The 1,172-nt window shown below is 38.0% G+C and carries 1 protein-coding gene; it reads left to right on the top strand.

Features of this window, described 5'->3' with window-relative positions; genetic code table 11:
* Window positions 1-89 precede the first annotated feature (89 nt).
* A protein-coding gene (locus tag ACIQVU_RS20250) for an IS630 family transposase (protein ID WP_340808510.1) occupies window positions 90-1,153 on the top strand; the annotation gives its coding sequence in 2 pieces (ribosomal slippage) (window positions 90-611 and window positions 614-1,153; 1,062 coding nt in all).
* The last annotated feature ends 19 nt before the right edge of the window (window positions 1,154-1,172 follow it).

Here is a 1,172-nt window from a genome sequence, read left to right as displayed (position 1 = left end):
ATATATAAGGTGATTAACTTTTAGACTTACACTCTTTTTCTTCGTTTTCCTGTATACTATTCTTAATAGATATGAAACGGAGAAAAATGATGCGTAAAATTGTCCTAATTCCTGAAGAACAAATTCCTGCTGCTTTAGAAGAATTAAAGCTTGTCATGAAAGAAGAAAACAATCATAAAATGTTCGTTCGCTACCAAGTGATTTATATGTTACTTTCCGGCGAATCGTATGAAAAAATTGTCGACTATACAGGTCTTTCTTTAGCGACGCTGTTCAATTATCGCAAAGCTTATTGTGAAAAAGGGATCGCTGGACTTGGACGTAAAAAACAACCTGGTCGAAAGCGTCATTTAACGGCTGAACAAGAAGCACGAGTCGTCGCGACAATTGTCAACCAAACGCCTAAAGATGCTGGTTTTCCCGTTGAAATGAACTGGACAGCGCCTCTTCTTCGCGATTGGATTGAGCGAACATTTGGTGTGTCTTTTTCTGTACGTGGGACACGTGATTTATTGTACCGTCTTGGTTTAAGTTATACGAAACCAACGTATACATTGGAAAAAGCAGACCCCCTCAAACAAGCAGTTTTCCTTGAAAAATTTGAACAGGCGAAAAAAAACTAATTCATGGTCAAATTGATCGTATTTTATTTGAAGACGAGTCAATGATCCGTGATTACCAAGCGATTTCCAACACGTGGTTTCTTAAAGGTCAACAAAAAATCATTCCAACATATGGCCGACATCAAGGGGTTAAGCTAATTGGTACATTGGATTACGAAACGGGCGATGTATTTTGCGTGCAAGAAGAACAATATACCGCTGTTGAATTCCTAAGTTTTTTAGAAAAAGTCATCGCTCGTTATCCGAATGAACGCATCGTGATGGTATTAGACAATGCGCGCATACACCATGCGAAATTGATTCAACCATTTTTAGAAAAGTATCAAGATTTCTTTGAATTTCTGTTCCTTCCGCCGTACAGTCCCAATTTAAATTTAATCGAAGGACTGTGGAAATGGATGAAGACAACGGTGATCCACAATGTCTTTTACTCAAATGTCGGAAAGATTCAACGTGCTGTCCAAGGCTTTATCCAAATGATTAATCAAACACCTGAAAATACGGTGAATAGGCTGTGCTTGAAACTCTAATTTTCTTTCACCGTATATA

The organism is Lysinibacillus sp. NPDC098008 (genome assembly GCF_044760715.1).
GTDB lineage: Bacteria > Bacillota > Bacilli > Bacillales_A > Planococcaceae > Lysinibacillus.
The sequence above is the reverse complement of the archived record's forward strand: the minus strand, read 5'-3'. Positions and strand labels throughout refer to the sequence as shown.